The organism is Terrabacter carboxydivorans (assembly GCF_039532035.1).
In the GTDB taxonomy this organism is placed as follows: Bacteria; Actinomycetota; Actinomycetes; order Actinomycetales; family Dermatophilaceae; genus Terrabacter; species Terrabacter carboxydivorans.
Genome location: NZ_BAAARE010000009.1, coordinates 158,438 through 178,748, shown reverse-complemented (window position 1 = coordinate 178,748; position 20,311 = coordinate 158,438). Strand labels below are relative to the sequence as shown.

Annotated in this window: 17 protein-coding genes; 13 read left to right on the top strand and 4 right to left on the bottom strand. The window is 71.5% G+C overall.

The features are described from left to right. Window positions 1-13 precede the first annotated feature (13 nt). Both ABD297_RS11720 and ABD297_RS11715 read left to right on the top strand, forming a co-directional pair. The gene (locus ABD297_RS11720) at window positions 14-364 is read left to right on the top strand and encodes a hypothetical protein (protein ID WP_344255110.1); all 351 of its coding nucleotides are present in this window, start codon (window positions 14-16) and stop codon (window positions 362-364) included. Between the two features lie 40 nt (window positions 365-404). Beyond that, the gene (locus ABD297_RS11715) at window positions 405-926 is read left to right on the top strand and encodes a flavin reductase family protein (protein WP_344255109.1); all 522 of its coding nucleotides are present in this window, start codon (window positions 405-407) and stop codon (window positions 924-926) included. A 45-nt stretch (window positions 927-971) separates the two neighbouring features. Here the strand turns inward: ABD297_RS11715 and ABD297_RS11710 are convergent, their stop codons facing one another. Continuing rightward, window positions 972-2,924 carry an acyl-CoA dehydrogenase family protein gene (locus ABD297_RS11710; RefSeq protein WP_344255108.1) on the bottom strand — a complete coding sequence of 651 codons (1,953 nt, stop codon included), beginning with the start codon at window positions 2,922-2,924 and terminating at the stop codon, window positions 972-974. 22 nt (window positions 2,925-2,946) lie between these two features. Further along, window positions 2,947-3,639, bottom strand: coding sequence for a TetR/AcrR family transcriptional regulator (locus tag ABD297_RS11705; protein WP_344255107.1), 693 nt, complete (start codon window positions 3,637-3,639; stop codon window positions 2,947-2,949). 95 nt (window positions 3,640-3,734) lie between these two features. On the opposite strand from ABD297_RS11705, the gene ABD297_RS11700 reads away from it, so the two are divergent. The 4 genes from ABD297_RS11700 (at window position 3,735) to thrS (ending at window position 9,563) form a co-directional block, all read left to right on the top strand. Then, complete coding sequence (locus tag ABD297_RS11700; RefSeq protein ID WP_344255106.1) at window positions 3,735-5,042, top strand: acetyl-CoA C-acetyltransferase; 1,308 nt, start codon at window positions 3,735-3,737, stop codon at window positions 5,040-5,042. A gap of 3 nt (window positions 5,043-5,045) precedes the next feature. After that, complete coding sequence (locus tag ABD297_RS11695; protein WP_344255105.1) at window positions 5,046-6,365, top strand: 3-oxoacyl-ACP reductase; 1,320 nt, start codon at window positions 5,046-5,048, stop codon at window positions 6,363-6,365. Between the two features lie 18 nt (window positions 6,366-6,383). Then, window positions 6,384-7,241: a MaoC family dehydratase gene (locus ABD297_RS11690; RefSeq protein ID WP_344255104.1), complete on the top strand. Its 858-nt coding sequence runs from the start codon at window positions 6,384-6,386 to the stop codon at window positions 7,239-7,241. A 336-nt stretch (window positions 7,242-7,577) separates the two neighbouring features. Further along, window positions 7,578-9,563, top strand: a complete 1,986-nt coding sequence (gene thrS, locus ABD297_RS11685) for a threonine--tRNA ligase (RefSeq protein WP_344255103.1) — start codon at window positions 7,578-7,580, stop codon at window positions 9,561-9,563. Window positions 9,564-9,659: 96 nt separating this feature from the next. Here the strand turns inward: thrS and ABD297_RS11680 are convergent, their stop codons facing one another. Next, a complete protein-coding gene (locus ABD297_RS11680) occupies window positions 9,660-10,148 on the bottom strand; it encodes a hypothetical protein (protein WP_344255102.1) in 489 nt (162 codons plus the stop codon). A 235-nt stretch (window positions 10,149-10,383) separates the two neighbouring features. On the opposite strand from ABD297_RS11680, the gene ABD297_RS11675 reads away from it, so the two are divergent. After that, window positions 10,384-13,665, top strand: coding sequence for a GH92 family glycosyl hydrolase (locus tag ABD297_RS11675; RefSeq protein WP_344255101.1), 3,282 nt, complete (start codon window positions 10,384-10,386; stop codon window positions 13,663-13,665). Here ABD297_RS11675 and ABD297_RS11670 read toward each other — a convergent pair. Further along, a complete protein-coding gene (locus ABD297_RS11670) occupies window positions 13,652-14,665 on the bottom strand; it encodes a prolipoprotein diacylglyceryl transferase (protein ID WP_344255100.1) in 1,014 nt (337 codons plus the stop codon). The two genes, ABD297_RS11675 and ABD297_RS11670, sit on opposite strands and share 14 nt — an antisense overlap. 451 nt (window positions 14,666-15,116) lie before the next feature. On the opposite strand from ABD297_RS11670, the gene ABD297_RS11665 reads away from it, so the two are divergent. The 6 genes from ABD297_RS11665 to pdxS all read left to right on the top strand — a co-directional run bounded on the left by ABD297_RS11665 (window position 15,117) and on the right by pdxS (window position 20,202). Next, window positions 15,117-15,671: an HIT family protein gene (locus tag ABD297_RS11665; RefSeq protein WP_344255098.1), complete on the top strand. Its 555-nt coding sequence runs from the start codon at window positions 15,117-15,119 to the stop codon at window positions 15,669-15,671. A 63-nt stretch (window positions 15,672-15,734) separates the two neighbouring features. After that, window positions 15,735-16,358, top strand: a complete 624-nt coding sequence (pgsA, locus tag ABD297_RS11660) for a phosphatidylinositol phosphate synthase (RefSeq protein WP_344255097.1) — start codon at window positions 15,735-15,737, stop codon at window positions 16,356-16,358. Next, entirely contained in the window at window positions 16,355-17,404 is a 1,050-nt protein-coding gene (locus ABD297_RS11655) for a phosphatidylinositol mannoside acyltransferase (RefSeq protein WP_344255096.1), read from the top strand. The genes pgsA and ABD297_RS11655 overlap by 4 nt, the downstream gene beginning before the upstream one ends. After that, entirely contained in the window at window positions 17,401-18,573 is a 1,173-nt protein-coding gene (locus tag ABD297_RS11650; protein WP_344255095.1) for a glycosyltransferase family 4 protein, read from the top strand. The genes ABD297_RS11655 and ABD297_RS11650 overlap by 4 nt, the downstream gene beginning before the upstream one ends. Beyond that, a complete protein-coding gene (locus ABD297_RS11645; protein ID WP_344255094.1) occupies window positions 18,570-19,121 on the top strand; it encodes a hypothetical protein in 552 nt (183 codons plus the stop codon). Before ABD297_RS11650 ends, ABD297_RS11645 begins: the two co-directional genes overlap by 4 nt. A 148-nt stretch (window positions 19,122-19,269) precedes the next feature. After that, entirely contained in the window at window positions 19,270-20,202 is a 933-nt protein-coding gene (gene pdxS / locus ABD297_RS11640; protein WP_344255093.1) for a pyridoxal 5'-phosphate synthase lyase subunit PdxS, read from the top strand. Window positions 20,203-20,311 lie beyond the last annotated feature (109 nt).

The following is a 20,311-nucleotide window of genomic DNA, read 5'->3' as shown; positions in this document are numbered from 1 at the left end:
CTAGCGTGGCCCCATGATCGCCACGGTCTCGAGCCTCTACATCTATCCCGCCTCCGACGCACCCGGGCAGGAGCTCGACTCGGTCGCGATCACCGAGACGGGCCCCGAGGGCAACCGAGCCAAGAAGCACGCCGTCCACCTCGTGTCGGTCGACGACTACGTCGAGACCCACCCCAAGGCCAACATCGTCCTCGACATGGACTCCTCGGCGCTCGACAAGCTCGTCGGCCGGGTCGTCCGGCTGGGCGACTGCACGCTCGAGATCACCCAGGCACCGTCGCAGTGCGCGGGCGTCTACGCCCGTGTCGTCGAGCCCGGCGATGTGTCGGTCGACGACGCGTTGCTCGTGGCCCAGCCGGAGTGACGGCGCCTGGCACATCAGGGCGCTCGCACAGGAGCCGGCGATGACGATCCACACGGAGCACCCGTTCGACACGCCTGACGAGGACCGCGACCCGGTGCGCCGCCTGCGCGGACGCGTCGGGGGCACGGTGTCGCTGTGGACCTCGGGCCAGGGGATCGAGCGAGCCGGTCTCACCGTGTCGTCCTACCTCGTGGCGACCGGCGACCCGGGGCGCGTCGTCGGCCTCCTGCACGCCGAGTCCGACCTGCTCGACCGGCTCGAGGAGAGTGGGACGGCCGTGGTGGCGCTCCTCGGTGCTCGGGACCAACGGCTCGCCGACGCCTTCGCGGGGACCATGCCGGCGCCCGGCGGACCCTTCCGGCTGACCGACTGGGAGCAGACGGCGTGGGGCCCGCGTGCCACCTCCACCACCTCGTGGATGGGTGTCCGGCTGGACCCGACCAGCCGTCACGACGTCGGATGGTCGGTGCTCGTCGAGGCGACCGTCGAGCACGCCGAGGTGGGCGTCGACGACGCACCGCTCGTGCACCGTCGGGGTCGCTACCAGCGCCCGGCCGGCTGACGCGTCCGCCCCGCCGCCGGCCCCGACCACCACGAGCGCGGAGCGTCAGGCCGTCCCGGACATCTCCGTCGTGAGCAGCCCCTCCGGGATGCCGAACCCGTCGACGAGCGCCTGGGCGTGCGGTCGCAGCTCGGAGCACACCTCGTTGACGAGCGCCGTGAGCGCCTTGGCGCGGGCCGGGCTCAGCCGGTCGTGCTCGAGGTACCAGGCCTTGTGGCGCTCGATCGTCGACAGCGCGTAGAGGTCGCAGACCCGAGCCAGGACCGCTCGGGCCCTCGCGTCCGGACACGACTCCACCGAGGCGGCGAACGTTTCGGCCACCAGCCGTTCGACGTGCGCCGAACCGGCGTCGACGAGATGGTCCTGGGCGGCGTTGAAGACGGCGAACGCGTCGGCTCCCGGCGCGGTCGCCCGGCGAAGTCGTCGGGCCAGGCCCTCGACGAGGTGGTCCTCGCGCTCGCGCAGCAGGCGCAGCTGGGTGCCGCGCGCCCCCAGGGTCACGTCCTCGTCGCGACCCGGGGTGGCGTCGACGACGCGCTGGAGCAGCCCGCGCGCCGCCGAACGCTCGATGACCGTGCCGCCGACGAGCCGGGCGCCGAACCGCACGATGCCCGCGGTGTCGAGGTCGCCGAAGGTCGACTGGTACTCCGTGAGGAGCGACTTTGCGACGAGCTGGAGCAGGACGGTGTTGTCGCCCTCGAAGGTCGTGAAGATGTCGGTGTCGGCCTTGAGCGCGGCCAGGCGGTTGGCCCACAGGTAGCCGGCGCCACCGCACAGCTCGCGGCACTCCTGGATGGTGTCGGTCGCGTGCCGCGTCGTCAGCACCTTGATGCCGGCGGCCCGGGTCTCGAGCTCGCGTCGGGCCTGCTCGCTGGTCGTGCGCCCGGCCAGCACGTCGTCCATGGTCGAGACGAGCTCGTGCTGGGCGAACTGGAGGGCGTATGCCGTCGCGATCCTTGGGAGCAGCCGCCGCTGGTACGTGCGGTAGTCCAGGACAGAGGTCTCCACCTCGCTCCCGGGGGCCGCGAACTGACGCCGCCCCACGGCATACCTCGTCGTGACGGCGAGGGCGGACCGAGCGGCCGCACCCGCACCGCCGGCGACGGAGATGCGCCCGCGGACGAGGGTGCCGAGCATCGTGAAGAAGCGTCGCCCCGGGTTGTCGATGGGGCTCGCGTAGGTGCCGGCGTCGTCGATGTCGCCGTAGCGGCCGAGCAGGTTGGTGCGGGGCACGCGGACGTGGTCGAAGAGCAGCCGACCGTTGTCGACCCCGGGGAGGCCGAGCTTGGGACCACAGTCCTCGATGGTGACACCCGTCGCGGCAGAGCCGGACTCGTCGCGGATGGGGACGAGGACGCAGTGCACGCCGTGCGACTCGTCACCGACGACGAGCTGGGCGAAGACCGCCGCGAGCTGCCCGTCGCGGGCCGCGTTGCCGATGTAGTCCTTGCGGGCGGCAGGCGAGGGAGAGTGGACGACCAGCTCGTCCGTCTGCGGGTCGAACGTCGCCGTCGTCAGGAGGCTCTGCACGTCGCTCCCGTGCCCCGTCTCGGTCATCGCGAAGCAGCCCTGCAGCTCGCCGGAGATGATGCGGGGGAGGAGGTCGTCGTGGCGGCTCGTCCCGAGCAGCGACACGGCGCCGCCGAAGAGGCCCCACTGGACCCCTGCCTTGACGAAGAGGGACAGGTCGGTGTGCCCCAGCATCTCGATGGCCGCGACCGCGTCGCCGTAGCGCGCCGTGCCACCTTGGTGCTCGGGAAAGCCTTGAGCCGCATACGGTTCGGCGGCGAGGGCGGCGAGCTGGGACGTGACTCGCGCCCGATGCTCGTCCATCGGGAGCGGTGCGGACGGCGGCCCGAACGTCGCGGGGTCGAGGGCGCGGCAGTGGTCGCGGACCGACCCGAACGGGCCGTCGAGGTGCCGGCGGATCGCTGCTGCCGCAACGGCGTCCGGGGACGCTGAGGACGGGAGTGTGGTGGAGTCGGTGGCCGATGACATCTGGTGCCTTCCGGTCTGGACCTCAGGGGGTCGTGGCGGTCGGGGAGGTGAGGACTGGGGCGAGGCCGTGCCAGGCCAGCTCGGTGAGGGAGGCCACGACTGCGGCCCGCGGAGCACGGTCACCCTCGGGGGTTGCGAGCCAGTCGTCGGCGACGGCGCGGACGGAACCGACGAGGGCGATGGCCCACGTTCGAGCCCGTGTGGGGTCGGTCCTGCTCGAGCTCAACGACTCGAGCAGGAGGCCGGTGAGCTGGTGGGTGACCTGGTCGACCGTGCCCCCGACCGGGTCGTCGGCGAGGGGCCGGTCGACGAGGGGGCGGTTGACGACGAAGCGGTACACCTCGGTGTCGGACTCGACGAGGGCGAGGTAGGCCTCCACGGTCGACGCGACGAGCTCGCGCGTGTCGGCCGTGGCCGTGGTCGACCGGGACAGCGCGGCTCCGACGTTGCCGACGACCCGGCCGTCGATCCGTGCAGCGACGGCTCGGTACAGGCCGGCCTTGTCCTCGAAGTGCCGGTAGATCACGGTCTTGGAGGTGCCGGCCTCCGCGGCGATGTCGTCCATGCCGACGCCGGCGCCGTGGGTGCGGATGGCCCGGATCGTCGCGTCGACGAGCGCCGTCCGGCGCTCCTCCCGGTGTCGCTCCCATCGGGCGTCCCGCCCGTCACGGGTCTGCTCGCGCGGTGCGGCATGCGTGGCCGCGTCGTCGTCCATCTCACGAAAGTAACAGGTACTGGCTGTATCGACTACTAGCAGTTTCGGATATCTTGGACAGCGATGACCGGTCCCACCCGACTTCAGGAGACACCATGGCTTCCCAGTCCACCCCCAGGGCGACCGCGCGCCAGCCGCGCCGGGTCGCGGTGCTCGGCGGCAACCGCATCCCCTTCGCCCGGTCCAGCGGCCCGTACGCCAAGGCCTGCAACCAGGACATGCTCACAGCGACCGTCGACGGGCTCGTGGCGCGCTACGGGCTCGCCGGCGAGCGGCTCGGCGAGGTCGTCGCGGGCGCGGTGCTCAAGCACAGCAGGGACTTCAACCTGACCCGAGAGACCGTGCTCGGCACGCGGCTGGACCCCACCACACCGGCCTACGACATCCAGCAGGCCTGTGGCACGGGTCTCGAGGCGGCGATCCTCGTCGCCAACAAGATCGCCCTCGGCCAGGTCGACGCCGGCATCGCCGGTGGTGTGGACAGCGCCAGCGACGCCCCCATCGCCGTGAGCGAGGGGCTGCGCCGCACCCTCCTGGCCGCCAACCGCGCCCGGTCGGCCGCCGAGCGGGCCAAGGCCTTCGCGGGACTGCGTCCCGGACACCTCCTGCCGGCCGTCCCGGAGAACGTCGAGCCGCGGACCGGCCTGTCCATGGGTGAGCACATGGCCCTGACCGCCGCCCAGTGGGGCATCACCCGCGAGGCCCAGGACGAGCTCGCCGCGGCCAGCCACCAGCACCTCGCCGCCGCCTACGAGCGCGGCTTCTTCGACGACCTCGTCACGCCCTACCTCGGGGTCTCGCGCGACACCAACCTGCGACCGGACTCGAGCGTCGAGAAGCTGTCCACGCTCAAGCCCGCCTTCGGCAAGGGCGAGGGTGCGACGATGACCGCTGGCAACTCCACCCCGCTGACCGACGGCGCGTCGGCCGTCCTGCTCGCGAGCGAGGAGTGGGCGGCCGAGCACCGGCTGACCCCGCTCGCCTGGTTCGTCGACGCGGAGACGGCAGCGGTCGACTACGTCCACGGCGACGAGGGCCTGCTCATGGCTCCTGCGTATGCCGTCCCGCGCCTGCTCGCCCGAAACGGCCTGAGCCTTCAGGACTTCGACTTCTACGAGATCCACGAGGCCTTCGCCGCAACGGTGCTCACGACCCTCAAGGCGTGGGAGGACCCGGACTTCTGCCGTGAGCGACTCGGCCTCGACGCACCGCTGGGCGCCATCCACCGGAGCAGGCTGAACGTCAACGGCTCGTCGCTGGCCGCGGGGCACCCCTTCGCCGCGACCGGCGGCCGCATCGTCGCCTCGCTCGCCAAGCAGCTCAAGGAGGCCGGCGGTGGACGCGGCCTCATCTCCATCTGCGCTGCCGGTGGGCAGGGCGTCGTCGCGATCCTGGAGGCCTGAGCCGTGAGTGACCTCTTCACGACCATCGTCAGCTCTCCCGTGGCGCGGAGGGTCGGCGTCCCCCAGCCGACACGGCTGCGCCGCTACGAGCCCGGGCTGCCGCTCTGCGAAGGACCCGTCCTCGTCGCGGGTGGTGGACGGTTCGCCGACGGCATCGCGTCGTGGCTCGCCCGAGCGGGCGTCGCCACGGTGTCCTCGCTGGCCGATGCCGACGACAAGGTGGGCGCCGTCGTGCTCGACCTCAGCGCCGCCGTCGACCCGGGCGAGCTCGACCAGCTCCGTCTGCTCGGGGCCCCCGCCGTCAAGGCGCTGCGGCGCAACGGGCGCGTCGTCGTCGTCGGCACCGACCCCGCGACGCTCAGCGACGTGTCCGAGGTGACCACCCAGCGCGCGCTCGAGGGTGCGGTCCGTTCCCTCGGCAAGGAGCTGCGTGGGGGAGCCACCGCGAACCTCGTCCTGGCACAGGGCGACGCGCAGGACGGCGTGCGTTCGGCCGTCGAGTTCTTCCTCTCCGGCCGGTCGGCCTACGTGGACGGCCAGGTCGTGCACGTCGACGGGACCACGAGCGGTGACGTGGACGCGCTGCGGCCGCTCGAGGGCAAGGTCGCCGTCGTCACGGGGGCCGCGCGAGGCATCGGCGCCGAGATCGCCGCGGTGCTGGCCCGTGACGGCGCGACCGTCGTCGCCGTCGACGTCCCCGCAGCCGGGGACGCGCTGGCTCGGGTGGCCAACGAGGTGAAGGGCACCGCGCTCCAGCTCGACGTGACGGCACCGGATGCGGGCCGGCAGATCGTCGAGCACGCCACGTCGCGCCACGGGCGCCTGGACATCGTCGTGCACAACGCCGGCATCACGCGCGACAAGCTCTTCGTCAACATGGACGACGACCGCTGGCGCAGCGTCATGGAGGTCAACCTCCGGTCCGTGCTGCGGATGAACGAGGCGATCCTCGGCGACGGCGGCCTGTCCGACGGCGGCCGCATCGTCTGTGTCGCCTCCATCGCCGGCATCGCCGGCAACCGCGGGCAGACGAACTACGGCGCGAGCAAGGCCGGCGTCATCGGCCTCGTCACGGCCCTGTCGCGCCAGGTGGCCGACCGCGGCATCACGGTCAATGCCGTCGCTCCGGGCTTCATCGAGACGGAGATGACGGCACGGATCCCCTTCGCCACGAGGGAGATCGGTCGGCGCATGAACTCGCTCCAGCAGGGAGGGCAGCCCCGGGACGTCGCCGAGACCATCGCGTGGTTCGTCCAGCCGGGTGCCGCCGCCGTGACGAGTCAGGTCGTCCGCGTCTGCGGCCAGAGCCTGCTCGGCGCGTGAGAGGGGAGTGACGCCGCGATGACGAAGGAGATCACGCTCGACGGGACCCCCGACCTGCGGCGCATCTACGCGACAGCAGCCCTCCGCCGGGGCAACGACAGCGCCACACTGCCCGACGTGCGCTACTCGCAGGCCGGCATACGCGTGGAGGTGGACGACCTCGTCGCCTACTCGCACGTGTGCCGCTTCCCCGTCTCGGGCACGCTGCCGGCCACCTACCCCCACCTGCTGGCCTTCCCGCTGCAGATGGCGGTCATGAGCGGTGACCGCTTCCCCCTCCCGCTTCTGGGCGCCGTCCACGTCGAGAACCGCATCGAGGTCGTCAGGCCCATCGGCATCGACGAGGCGCTCGACGTGTCCGTCTGGGCCCAGGACCTGCGACCGCACCGCCGCGGACGCCAGGTCGACCTCGTGTCGGAGGTCGGTGTGCGCGGGCAGGTGGTCTGGCGTGGGGTCAGCACCTATCTCTCCCGAGGCGCCGAGCACCCCGAGGCGCAGTCATCCGACCCGCCCTCGACCGACCTCCTCGCCTCGGTCACGGCCGGGCCGCTCTGGCGACTCGGCGAGGGCACCGGCAGGGCGTATGCCGCCGTGTCGGGCGACTGGAACCCCATCCACATGCACGCGCTGACGGCAAGGCCGCTGGGCTTCCCCACGGCGATCGCTCACGGGATGTACTCCTACGCCAGGGTGCTCGCGTCGCTCGGACCGCGCCTGCCCGACTCCGGGCTGGCGAGCCGGGTGTGGTTCCGCAAGCCGGTACGACTGCCCTCGACCGTACGGCTGCGCACCGCGTTCGAGGGCTCGCGCACGATCTCGGTCCTCGAGAACGCCAAGGGCGAGATCGAGCACGCCGTCGTAGAGAACACCTGGTAGCCCGGACCCGTCACACCCGACCCCCACCCGTGCCCTCAACCGTCGAGAGGCCACGTGTGGCCGTCTCGCAGCTGTCGAGAGGCCACGTGTGGCCGCCGAGGCCTGACCACTCATGGCCTCTCGACGTCACTGCAGCGGCCATTCGTGGCCTCTCGACGGTGCAGGGGTCGCGAACTATTGCCCCTGGACGGTGGGAGGGCGGTCGTGGCGGCGTGGGGCAAACCGCGTCGCCGGGTCCGTCGCCGTCTCGATACCCTTGCGTAGCCGCCACCCGAGCGGCACCACCCACGGACCCGCCACGCACGACGGGTCCCCGTCGAACGAGGAGCACCAACCGTGTCTGCACACATCACCGTCACCGTCGCCGGAAGCGAGCGATCGGTCGCGGAGCAGACGACGGCGGGTGAGCTCTTCGAGGGTGACCGCGCCGTCGTCGTCGCGCGCGTCAACGGTCAGCTGCGCGACCTCTTCCACGTCCTCTCCGAGGGCGACGTCGTCGAGCCCGTCACCGTCGACAGCGAGGACGGCCTCGCCGTCCTGCGCCACTCGACCGGCCACGTGCTCGCCCAGGCCGTGCAGTCGCTGCACGCCGACGCCAAGCTCGGCATCGGGCCGCCCATCCGCGACGGCTTCTACTACGACTTCGACGTCGAGACCCCCTTCAACCCCGATGACCTCAAGGCCCTCGAGAAGGCCATGCAGAAGATCGTCAACGAGGGGCAGACCTTCTCCCGTCGCGTCGTCACCGACGCCGAGGCGCTCGAGGAGCTCGCGGACGAGCCGTACAAGTGCGAGCTCGTCGGCCTCAAGGGCGGCAACGCCGACGAGGCCGCCGAGGGTGCCGGTGTCGAGGTCGGCGCCGGCGAGCTGACGATCTACGACAACATCCGCCGCGACGGCACCCGCGCCTGGGGCGACCTGTGCCGCGGCCCGCACATCCCGAGCACCAAGCTCATCGGCAACGCCTTCAAGCTGATGCGCTCGGCCGCCGCCTACTGGCGCGGCTCGGAGAAGAACCCCCAGCTCCAGCGCGTCTACGGCACGGCGTGGCCGACCAAGGACGAGCTCAAGGCCTACCTCGACCGCCTGGCCGAGGCCGAGCGCCGCGACCACCGTCGCATCGGCGCCGAGATGGACCTCTTCAGCTTCCCCGACGAGCTCGGCTCCGGCCTCGTGGTCTTCCACCCCAAGGGCGGTGTCATCAAGCGCGAGATGGAGGACTACGTCCGCCGTCGGCACATCGAGGAGGGCTTCTCCTACGTCGGCACGCCGCACATCAGCAAGGAGGCGCTGTTCCACACCTCCGGGCACCTGCCGTACTACGCCGACACGATGTTCCCGCCGATGGAGCTCGAGGGCGCCAAGTACCAGCTCAAGGCGATGAGCTGCCCCATGCACAACCTCATCTACCAGTCGCGCGGTCGCTCCTACCGTGAGTTGCCCCTGCGCCTCTTCGAGTTCGGTGGCGTCTACCGCTACGAGAAGTCCGGCGTCGTGCACGGCCTGACCCGTGTGCGCGGCATGACGCAGGACGACTCGCACAGCTACGTCACCGCCGAGCAGGCTCCCTCCGAGATCAAGCACCTGCTCGACTTCGTGCTCGGGCTGCTCAAGGACTTCGGGCTCGACGACTTCTACCTCGAGCTGTCCACCCGCGACACCGAGGGCGAGAAGTCCTCGAAGTTCATCGGCTCGGACGAGCAGTGGGAGGCCGCGACCAAGGTGCTCGAGGAGGTCGCCACGGCGTCCGGTCTCGAGCTCGTGCCCGACCCGGGCGGCGCCGCGTTCTACGGCCCCAAGATCTCGGTCCAGGCCCGTGACGCCATCGGACGCACCTGGCAGATGTCGACGATCCAGTACGACTTCAACCAGCCGGAGCGCTTCGGGCTCGAGTACCAGGCCGCCGACGGCTCGCGCCAGCAGCCGGTCATGATCCACTCGGCGAAGTTCGGCTCGATCGAGCGCTTCCTCGGCGTGCTCGTCGAGCACTACGCCGGCGCCTTCCCGGTGTGGCTGGCCCCGGTCCAGGCACTCGGCGTGCCGGTCGCGGAGGACTACGCCGACTACCTCGGTGAGGTGCTGGACCGCTTGCAGCGCAAGGGAGTTCGCGTCGAGCTCGACGCGAGCGACGACCGCTTCCCCAAGAAGATCCGCAACGCGAGCAAGTCGAAGGTGCCGTTCACGCTCATCGCGGGCGAGGAGGACCGTGCCGCCGGCGCCGTGTCGTTCCGCTACCGGGACGGCTCGCAGAAGAACGGCGTCCCGGTCGACGACGCGATCGCCGAGATCGTCGCCGCGATCGAGAGCCGCGCCCAGGTCTGAAGCCGCCGGCCACCGACGGCGTATGCCGTGTGGTGACGTGCAAGGAGCCCCCGCCGACGTCGTCGGCGGGGGCTCCTTCGTTGCGCCCGGTGGCGCTCAGAGGATCGGCAGCGTCACCCCGGCTGCGGTGCAGATGGCGGCGTTGCCCATGACCGCCGCGCCGAGGCGCGCCTTCGTGTCGGCCGACACCGACCCGTCACGGGTGTCGGCGAGCTCGAGCGTCCAGAGCTCGATGACGGCGTAGAGGCCCCGGAACCTGGCCGGCGCCTTCTCCTTGTCGGCCGACGCCTCGTCGTGCAGGTCCATCCAGGCCGCGCGGTCGGCGACGTCCTTCTGCCCCTGAGCGTGCACCCGCCGGTTGAGCTCGACGTAGGCCTCGCAGTGCTCCTTGGCGAGCGGGACGTCGGCGTCGTCGAACGCGACCGTCGACGGCGAGCCGCTCGCGAGGCGGTCGGTCGGCGCCGGCGTCGAGGTGGCGGGTGCCGTCGACGAGGACGCGGACGTCGGCCGGTCGGTGCCGGAGGTGGAGCAGCCCGCGACGGCGAGCGTGCAGATGAGCGCGGCGAGCGCCCTGGTGGTGAGCATGGAAGTGGTACCCCTGTCTGTCGGCGACCCGGTGTCGTCGTGGCGCGAGCCTACGAGGGAGCCCGTCCGCGCCCGGCACGGCCCCGGCAGTGGGCGCAGTGCACGGCTCACGGCATACGCCCTCTTTGTCCGATGTCCGGCGTCCATCGGACAGGACAGGCGTCTCGGGTTGCCGGTCCCACTGAACGACACGAGTCTCGGGAAGGACACCGTCGTCGCCCCAGAAGGAACGTCCATGCGCACCGTGCTCCGCTCGCTCGGCACCGTCGTCCTCGCCGCCACCGCCCTCGGGCCGGTCCTGCCCGCGGGAGCACCCCCGACGGCCGCGGCCGCCGCACCCCTCGTCGGCTCCGTCAACCCGTTCATCGGCACCCAGGACAACGGCAACACCTTCCCGGGTGCCAGCGCTCCGTTCGGCATGGTGCAGGTGAGCCCTGACACCGGGGGAGAGGGTGGCTACGACTACTCGCAGAAGTCGATCTACGGCTTCAGCCAGACCCACCTGTCGGGCGTGGGCTGCCCGGTCGTCGGCGAGCTCCCCGTCATGCCGACGACCGGCGCGATCACGAGCGTCGACTCCTCGCGCTACGCGTCGAGCTACTCCCACTCCGACGAGGAGGCGAGCCCCGGCTACTACCGCGTCGGACTGCCGACCTACGGCGTCCAGGCCGAGCTGACGGCCACTGACCGCACCGGGTGGCAGCGCTTCACCTTCCCGGCCGACAAGGCCGCCAACGTCCTGCTCAACACGGGCAAGGCCAACATGCGCGTCTTCGACTCGGAGGTGCACGTCGTCGGCGACCGCGTCGTCGAGGGTCGCATCCACGACGGCAACTTCTGCGCCGGCAAGGACGAGCACACGGTCTACTTCCGCGCCGAGTTCGACCGTCCCTTCAGGTCGTTCGGCACCTGGAGCGGATCCACGCTGACCGCCGGCGCCCGCGATGCGTCCACCAGGGCCGGTGGCAACGGTGCGGCCCTGACCTTCCCGTCCGGCACGACGTCGGTGACGATGAAGGTCGGCCTCAGCTACACCGGGGCCGACGGAGCCCGGGCCAACCTCGCGAAGGAGACGGGCGACGACTTCGACTTCGACGCGACGCGTGCCGCCCTGACGCAGCGGTGGGAGTCCGAGCTCGGCAAGGCCCGCATCACGGGCGGCACCGACGAGCGACGGACGGCGTACTACACGGCGCTCTACCACTCGCTCATGCACCCCAACCTCGCCTCTGACGTCGACGGGCGCTACCACGGCTGGGACGGGAAGAACCACGTCGCCGAGGGCTACACGCCCCGGCAGAACTTCTCGCTCTGGGACACCTACCGGCCGCAGAACCAGCTGCTCGAGGTGCTCGCCCCCGACGTCGCCCGCGACTCCTACCTCTCGGTGCTCGCCATCGGGCGCGAGGGTGGATGGCTGCCTCGCTGGGCCCTCGTCAACAGCGAGACCAACATCATGACCGGCGACCCCGTCACGCCGTTCCTCGTGGAGGGCTGGAGCAAGGGCTTCCTCGCGGGCCACGAGGCGGAGGCCTACGCGCTGCTCAAGCAGAACGCCACCGAGCAGCCACCCGCCGACAGCCAGTACAACGGGCGGTCCGGGCAGCAGTACTACGAGAAGCTCGGCTACATCCCCTTCGGTCTGCGCGTCGGCACCGACTGCGTCTCCCACGGTGGTGACAACGACTGCGCCCACCCGGCATCGGCCACGATGGAGTACGCCGCCGCGGACGCGTCCCTCGCGATCATGGCCAAGGGGCTCGGCCACCAGGCCGACGCCTCGATGCTCACCGAGCGCAGCGGCTGGTACAAGAACCTCTGGGACTCCCAGACGCAGTCCTTCCGGCCCCGCATGAGCGACGGCACGTGGCTCGACCCCTACGACCCGGTCGAGGCCTCGCACGCCTTCCACGAGGGTGGCTCCTACCAGTACCAGTGGCTCGCCCCGCAGGACCCGGCCGGCCTGGTGAAGCTCATGGGTGGCCGCGCGACCACGGAGAAGCGCCTCGACGACTTCTTCGCCTACGACAAGCTGCTCCAGGACCCGGCCGGGACCGCCCGGACCGACTGGATCGAGGCGACCTACGCCTACTACAGCAAGCCGACCTACAACCCCAACAACGAGCCCGACCTGCTCGCGCCGTACGTCTACGCGTGGGTGCAGCAACCGGCCAAGATCGCCACCGTCGCCCGGGCGGCCTTCACCCTGTTCACCGACGGTGCGGACGGGATGACGGGCAACGACGACCTCGGCACGATGTCGGCCTGGTACGTCTTCTCGTCCTGGGGGCTCTACCCGACGATGAGCGGCGCCAACTTCTTCGTCGTCAGCTCTCCCCAGTTCGAGCGCGTCGACATCGACGTCGCGACGCCGGCCTCGGTGAGCACCGGCCAGGGCGGGAAGCTCACGATCACCGCGCCCGGCGTCTCGAACGACCGGCGCTACGTCCAGACCCTGACGGTCAACGGCGCGAAGAGCACGAAGAGCTGGGTGGCCTGGGACGCGCTGCGCAGCGGGGGCACCATCGCCCACACGGTCGGCACGACGCCGAGCCGCTGGGGAACCACGCCCGCCGACGTCCCGCCGTCGGCCGTCCGGGCGGCGCGCGACCCGCGCCTGTCGCTGTCGATGACGGCGCGTCCCGACCCGGTCGTCGTCCCCACGGGAGCGCGCGAGGCACGCCTCTCGGTCGACCTCGTGGCCCAGGCGCCCAAGAGCCTGCCGGTCCAGGTCGACGTGGCCGCGCCGCAGGGCTGGTCGGCTGTGGTCGGCGCCTCCGGTGACGGCTCCACGGTGCTGCACAGCAACGGTGTGCCGGCGGCCGCGCAGGTCCCGGTCACGCTGAAGCTCCCCGCGGGGCTCGGCGTCGGCTCCCACGAGGTGACCGTCACGGCGTCGGCCCCGGGCGTGGCCCCGGTGACCAAGGTCGTCACGGTCCAGCTCCAGCAGGCCCTGGCCTGCGTGCCCGGTGCCGCCGGGTGCGCCGTCGACCTGGCTCCGGCCCGCAACCACGACGGCACGGCGACGGTGTCGGCACCGAGCGAGGGCAACTTCGACAACAGCGGGTGGAGCTACGACGCCGCGCTGCTCCCGGCCGCGGGCACGTGGGACTGGAACGGCGTCACGTATGCCGCGCCGGTCACCTCGGGCACGACGCCGAACTTCGTCGAGGGGCGAGGTCAGACGATCCTCGTGCCGGCCGCGAGCCGCAGCACCATCCACGTCATCGGGTCGACGCACAACGGCGACGTGTCGAGCGCCCTGCGCCTGACCTACACCGACGGGAGCGTGCAGTCCGTGCCGGTCTCGCTGACCGACTGGGCCGCAGGCAGCGGCCACAACGGCAACCAGGTCGCCATCGCCGTGGACCACCGCATCAAGGGTGGCGCCGGTGTCGACGGACCGCCGGTCCAGATCTTCGGCACGAGCGTGGCCGTGGACCCGGGTCGTCAGCTGCAGTCGATCACCCTCCCGGGCGACGACCGCTTCGAGGTCTACGCGGTCAGCCTCGGCTGACCGACGACGGGTCCCGGTCCCGCGCGGGACCCCAATCCGGATCGTGCTCCGGGCTCGGCGACGTCCGCCGGGCCCGGAGCCGCAGGAGCCCGGCGAGACCGACGACGAGGAAGAGTCCGGAGAGGTACTGGGCCTGGCTGAGCGCCCAGGGCCCGTGCAGCTCGTTGACGCGGAAGGGCTCGATCAGCAGGCGCTCGGCGGCGGCCAGCACGATCCAGAGACTGAAGAGCCACCCGTCGCGGTACGGGTGGCGCCGCAGGCTCCACAGCACGGCGAAGAGGACCAGGCCCATGGCCGTCTCCCAGATCGGCGTCGGGTGCACGCCGGGGGCCATGATCTGCACGCCGACGATGTTGCCCTCGTACTGCTGGGCCCACAGCCAGCTGGGCAGCCAGGCAGGCCGGCCCGCCGGGTCGGCCGCGATGCCCCAGTCGCCGTCACCGGACACCTGGCAGCCGATGCGCCCGACCGCGTAGCCGAGCATGAGCGCCGGGGCCGCGGAGTCGAGGAAGGGTGCGACGCGGATCCCGTTGCGCCGCAGCAGGAGCACGCCGACGGCCGTGGCGACGACGAGGCCGCCGATGATGTTGAAGCCGTTGCTGCTGAAGACCTGCCCGACGGGGTCCGAGAGCAGGGCCCCGGGGTCCTCGAGGACCGAGAAGAGCTTCGCGCCGGCGATGCCCGCCACGAGCATCACCGCCGCGAACGTCGCGGTGAGGTCGTCGAGCTGCTGCCGTGAGCCGGGAACCCGCGCGGCGCGCACGTCCTGTAGGGCCGGGCCGTCCGGCGCCGGCGTCGAGCCGTCCGGCGACGGACCGGCCTCCACGAGGTCACCGGCGTCCCACCGGCGGCGCAGCTCGAGGCGCAGCACGGCCGTGGCCGCGAGGAGAGCCACGAGGACGAGCAGGCCGAACATCGGCATCGGCAGCGGCAGGTGGGCCCCGGTGAGCGCCTGCACGAGGTCACCGAGGTAGGGATAGGACCGGGTCGGCACTGGCACAAGCGGGACCTTAGGGACGCCGTCGCTCCGAGGGCAACCGAGGGCGAGGTTTCTTGGCGAAACCCCTTGCCAGAGACCGTGCCGTGGTCTACAAATGGAAGTACCAATCCGCTTCGGCGGAAAGGTTTCTGACTCACTCCGGTGGGCCAGAATCGAAGGCCCGGGAACTCATACTTCCCGGGCCTTCACCTCTCTCAGGGTGCCGTCCGGCAGCGATCCGGCCGCGCCTGCGGCACCTCGGCCCCGCGGCTCTCACACCCGCGGGGCTGATCTGCGTCCGGACCCCGACAGGACCCTTAGCAGGAGACTCGACCAGCCCACGCTGTGCCTGTCGCCGCGTGTCGATTTCGGCTTCGGCGTGCCGGCACGGTTCAATGGTGAGGGCCCTGCGGTGTGTGAGACCGCAGGGCCCTTCACGTCCACCCGCCGCTCCGCCCTAGGATCGACAACCATGACGGAGCAGGGGAGCGCACCCGAGGCGGCCGACGACTTCGCCCACGTCGAGGACGGCTTCCAGCGGCTCTGGACGCCGCACCGGATGGCCTACATCCTCGGCGACAAGCCGACCGAGGAGGCGGGCCACGGCTGCCCCTTCTGTGCGGCGCCCGGCAAGTCCGACGAGGAGGGGCTCATCGTCCACCGCGGTGAGCACTGCTACGTCGTGATGAACCTTTTCCCGTACAACCCCGGGCACGTGCTCGTCTGCCCCTACCGCCACGTCTCGCTCTACATCGACCTCACGGACGAGGAGACAGCCGAGTTCACGGCCCTGACCAAGCAGGTCGTGCGTGTCCTGCAGACCGCCTCCGAGCCGCACGGCTTCAACCTCGGGATGAACCAGGGCGCCGTCGCGGGCGCCGGCGTCGCCGCCCACCTGCACCAGCACGTCGTGCCGCGCTGGAGCGGGGACTCCAACTTCCTCCCCATCGTCGCCCAGACCAAGGCGCTGCCCGTGCTGCTCGAGGACACGCGTTCGCGCCTCGTGGCAGTCTGGCCAGCAGACTGACTCGAGACCGGACCCGAGCGCCGTCATCGCGCACACCCGGGCGGTCAGTACGCTGTCCCCACCATGCTCAACAGACTCCTGCGCGCGTCGATGACCAAGATCCTCGGTCCGATCGCCCACCTGTTCCTCCGGCTCGGCATCAGCCCGGACGTCGTCACGATCGTCGGGACGCTCGGCGTCTGCGTGGGAGCCCTGGCGTTCTTCCCCCGCGGGCAGATCTGGGTGGGGGTCCTCGTCATCACCGCGTTCGTCTTCTCCGACAACGTCGACGGCATCATGGCGCGCGAGTCGGGCCGCTCCAGCAAGTGGGGCGCCTACCTCGACTCGACGCTCGACCGGGTCGGTGACGCGGCCATCTTCGGCGGTCTCGTCCTCTTCTACGCCGGTCGGGGCAACAACCAGCTCATGGCCGGTCTCGCCCTCAGCTGCCTCATCCTCGGCAGCGTCGTGTCCTACGCCAAGGCCCGTGCCGAGGGACTCGGCTACACGGCCGACGTCGGCATCGCCGAACGTGCCGACCGGCTCGTCGCGGTGCTCGTCGCAGCCTTCTTCGCCGACCTCTTCGACTCCACCCTCCTGCTCGGGATCGTCCTGGGCCTGCTGGCGGTCGCCAGCTTCGTCACGGTGCTCCAGCGGATGCTGACCGTGCGACGGCAGGCACTCGCCTCCGGAGAGGTGGGCGCGTGACCAGCCTGCCCCGCCGGGCCACCGACACCGTCAGCGTGCTCGGGTTCAAGCTCGGGTGGTCGGTCGTACGCGCCCTGCCGGAGCGGGCGGCATACGCCCTCTTCGACCGTGTCGCCGACCTCTCCGTGCGGCGTGGTGGCAAGGGCATCGAGCGCCTGCGCTCGAACTACCGCCAGGTGCGCCCCGAGCTGTCCGAGGCCGAGCTCGAGACGCTCGTCCGGCAGGGGATGCGCTCCTACATGCGCTACTACTGCGAGGCCTTCCGGCTGCCGTCGCTCTCGCGCGCCCAGATCGATGCGGCCATCGTGGTGCGCGGTGACGCCGAGATCCGCGAGCTCTGCGCCAGGCGCGAGGCCGGCGTCGTCTTCGTCGGGCACCTCGGCAACTTCGACCTCGCAGCCGCCTGGTCCGCCGGCAACCTGATGCCCGTCACGACCGTGGCCGAACGCCTGAAGCCCGAGGAGGTCTTCCAGGAGTTCGTCGCGTTCCGGCGCAGCATCGACATGGACATCATCCCGCTGACCGGCGGCGACGACCCCTTCCACGGGCTGCTCACGGCCGCCCGCGACGGCGGCCGCCTCATCGCCCTGGCGGCGGACCGGGACCTGACCAACGGCGGCGTCGAGGTCGACCTCCTCGGACACCGGGCCCGGATGGCCAAGGGACCCGCCGTGCTGTCGCTCATGACCGGCGCACCGCTCTACGCCGCCCGCATCTGGTACGAGCCCGCTCCGGCGGGCGAGGGGCTGGGCGGCCACCGCACGGTCATCGAGTTCAGCGAGCGGCTCGTGCCCCGCGTCGAGGGCACCACGGCCGTGCGCGCCGCCGACCTCATCCAGCAGTGCGCCGACCACCTGGCCGTCACGATCCGCGAGCACACGTCGAGCTGGCACATGCTCCAGAGAGTCTTCGTCGACGACCTCGCGGCCCCCGTGCCGCCCGCCGCCGCCACCCCCACCCCCGCCGGCACCGAGATCCCGGACGCAGCCACCGCGTCGAGCGCGACCAGCCCGACCAGCCCCTCTGCCCGAGGCGCGACCTCGTGAGGATCGGGATCGTCTGCCCGTACTCGTTCGACGTGCCCGGAGGGGTGCAGTTCCACGTCCGGGACCTCGCCGAGCACCTCATCGCCCAGGGGCACGAGGTCTCGGTGCTCGCGCCGGCCGACAGCGAGACCGAGCTGCCCGACTACGTCACGTCCGCCGGTCGGGCCACCGCGGTGCGCTACAACGGCTCCGTCGCGCGACTGAACTTCGGGCCCGTCACGGCCGCGAAGGTGAACCGCTGGCTCGACGCCGGACAGTTCGACGTGCTGCACCTGCACGAGCCGGTCACCCCGAGCATCAGCGTGCTCGCCCTGATGGCGGCGGAGGGCCCCATCGTGGCCACCTTCCACACCTCGATGCTGCGGTCGCGGACGATGCAGACGGCATACCCCATCATCCGGCCGAGCCTGGAGAAGATCTCGGGCCGCATCGCCGTGAGCGAGGACGCCCGGCGCACCGTCACGACCCACGTCGGCGGCGACGCCGTCGTCATTCCCAACGGCGTCTACGTCGACCGCTTCGCGAGCGCCCCCCGACGCTCGGCGTGGATCGGCACCCCGACGTCGCCCACCATCGCCTTCCTCGGCCGCATGGGCGAGCCGCGCAAGGGACTGCCAGTCCTCGCCGCGGCGCTGCCCGAGGTGCTGCGCTCGGTCCCCGGCCTGCGGGTGCTCGTCGCCGGGCCCGGCGACCCCGAGGAGGTCACGGAGGGCTGGCCGCGCGAGGTCCGAGCAGCGTGCGAGTTCCTCGGCTCCGTCTCCGACGACGACAAGGCCTCGCTCCTCGCCTCGGTCGACGTCTACGTCGCCCCCAACACCGGCGGCGAGAGCTTCGGCATCATCCTCATCGAGGCCATGAGCGCCGGTGCCTGCGTGCTGGCCAGCGACATCTCGGCCTTCTCCCGCGTGCTCGACGGCGGCACCGCAGGGGCCATGTTCGCCAACGAGCACCCCGACGACCTCGCGCGCACCCTCGTCGACCTGCTCCGCCGGCCCGAGCGTCGCGCCGAGCTCGCGGCGGCCGGCCAGCACCGCGCCCGGCTCTTCGACTGGTCGGTCGTCGCCGACGAGATCCTCGCGGTCTACGAGACCGTCATCGAAGGTCGGGCGGCCGCGGACTGGCAGCCGCAGGGACGCTGGAACCGCTTCCTGCGCGGGGGTGCCCGATGAGCGAGGTCCTCTCCTGGGTCTTCGCGGTCCTCTTCGTCCTCGTCGTCATCGCCTGGTACCTCTCCTACACGGCGGCGCGGGTCGACCGGCTGCACGTGCGCCTCAGCGGCACGCTCGCCGCGCTGGACGCCCGGCTCGTGCGCCGGGCCGAGGCCGCGGTGGAGCTCGCCAACAGCGGCCTGCTCGACGGAGCCACCTCGCTCATCCTCGCCAACGCCGCCGCGGAGTCGCTCGAGGCACCGTCGGAGCACGGCGAGGCTCGCGAGCTCGCCGAGAACGACCTCACCGAGGCGCTCGACCTCGCCCTGACGCCCGACGTCGTCAGCTCGCTGCGCTCGACCGCGCTGGGCGAGGACGTGCTCGGTCGCCTCAGCTCCGCGTGCCTGCGGGTCCAGCTCGCCCGCCGCTTCCACAACGACGCCGTCACCGACGTCCGACGGGTCCGCCGCACCTGGACGATCCGGCTCTTCCACCTGGCCGGGCACACCCCGATGCCCCACACCGTCGAGTTCAACGACGCCTCGCCCGAGCACCTCGTCGCCGCCTGACGCCGGAGTCGTCAGCACGGATGCCGACCGTGCGCCGAGAGGCGTATCACGCCGAGCCCGTCCCGGGTGGACCGGGTCGTGGGCACCCGGGTGGTGGGCCTACGCTTTGGGACGACCCACCTTTCGGATCACGGGAAAGCAGGACATCGTGAGCACCACCCCGACCACGGGCGCCACGCCCGCGGCTGACCAGCACGCCGCCTCCACCGGCACGACCCGCGTCAAGCGCGGCATGGCCGAGATGCTCAAGGGCGGCGTCATCATGGACGTCGTCACCGCCGAGCAGGCCCAGATCGCCGAGGACGCCGGCGCCGTCGCCGTCATGGCCCTCGAGCGGGTCCCGGCCGACATCCGCGCCCAGGGCGGCGTGTCCCGGATGAGCGACCCCGACATGATCGACAGCATCATCGAGGCCGTCTCGATCCCGGTGATGGCCAAGGCCCGCATCGGCCACTTCGTCGAGGCCCAGGTGCTCCAGAGCCTCGGTGTCGACTACATCGACGAGTCCGAGGTGCTGACCCCGGCCGACTACGCCAACCACATCGACAAGTGGCAGTTCACGGTGCCCTTCGTGTGCGGCGCGACCAACCTCGGCGAGGCCCTGCGCCGCATCACCGAGGGCGCGGCCATGATCCGCTCCAAGGGCGAGGCCGGCACCGGTGACGTCTCCAACGCGACGACGCACATGCGCACGCTGCGGGCCGAGATCAACCGCCTGCACTCGATGAGCCCGGACGAGCTCTACGTCGCGGCCAAGGAGCTGCAGGCGCCCTACGAGCTCGTCAAGGAGGTCGCCGAGGCCGGCAAGCTCCCGGTCGTGCTCTTCACCGCCGGCGGCATCGCGACCCCGGCCGACGCGGCGATGATGATGCAGCTCGGTGCCGAGGGCGTCTTCGTCGGCTCCGGCATCTTCAAGTCCGGCAACCCGGCCCAGCGCGCCGAGGCCATCGTCAAGGCCACGACCTTCCACGACGACCCCGACGTCATCGCCAAGGTCTCGCGCGGCCTCGGTGAGGCCATGGTCGGCATCAACGTCGACGAGATCCCGCAGCCGCACCGGCTCGCCGAGCGCGGTTGGTGACCTCCGGCCACCACGCCACCTGCTGACGTATGCCGTCGTGCCCCACCGGGCGCGGCGGCATACGCACGTCCCAAGCCGCCTGCCGCCGCCCCCGGACCCGCGACACACC